At 71.2% G+C, this 444-nt stretch carries 1 protein-coding gene; it reads left to right on the top strand.

The annotated features are described in order from the left end of the window. Window positions 1-171: 171 nt before the first annotated feature. Window positions 172-444, top strand: a 273-nt coding sequence (locus tag ACH107_RS33550; protein WP_412509892.1) for an urease subunit beta, incomplete at its 3' end; no start/stop codon positions are given.

Genomic DNA, 444 nt, shown 5'->3' with positions numbered 1-444 from the left:
AAAAAGGACCGATCCCATGCGTTTTCTTCTGCCCCTTCTGCTGATCCTGCCGAGCCTGGCGCAGGCCCATTCCGGCGCGCACATGCACCCGCATGGCATTGACGCGCTCGGGCTGGTGCTGGTCGGGCTGCTGGCGCTGGCGGGCGGCTACGCCCTCGGGCGGGGCCGCAAATGATCCCCGGAGAGCTGTTCCCGGCCCAAGGCGAGATCACCCTGAACGCGGGCGGCGAGGTCACGGTGCTGGAGGTCGCCAATACCGGCGACCGGCCCGTGCAGGTGGGCAGCCACTACCACTTTGCCGAGGCCAACTCCGGATTGGACTTCGACCGCGCCGCCGCCCGCGGCCAGCGGCTGGACATTCCCGCGGGCACCGCGGTGCGCTTCGAGCCGGGCCAGACCCGCGAGGTGCGCCTTGTCCCCTACGGCGGGGCGCGGCGGGTCTTC

It is taken from the genome of Roseovarius halophilus (ex Wu et al. 2025) (assembly GCF_047086965.1).
Note: the sequence above shows the minus strand (reverse complement) of the source record. Positions and strands in the feature narration are given on the sequence as shown.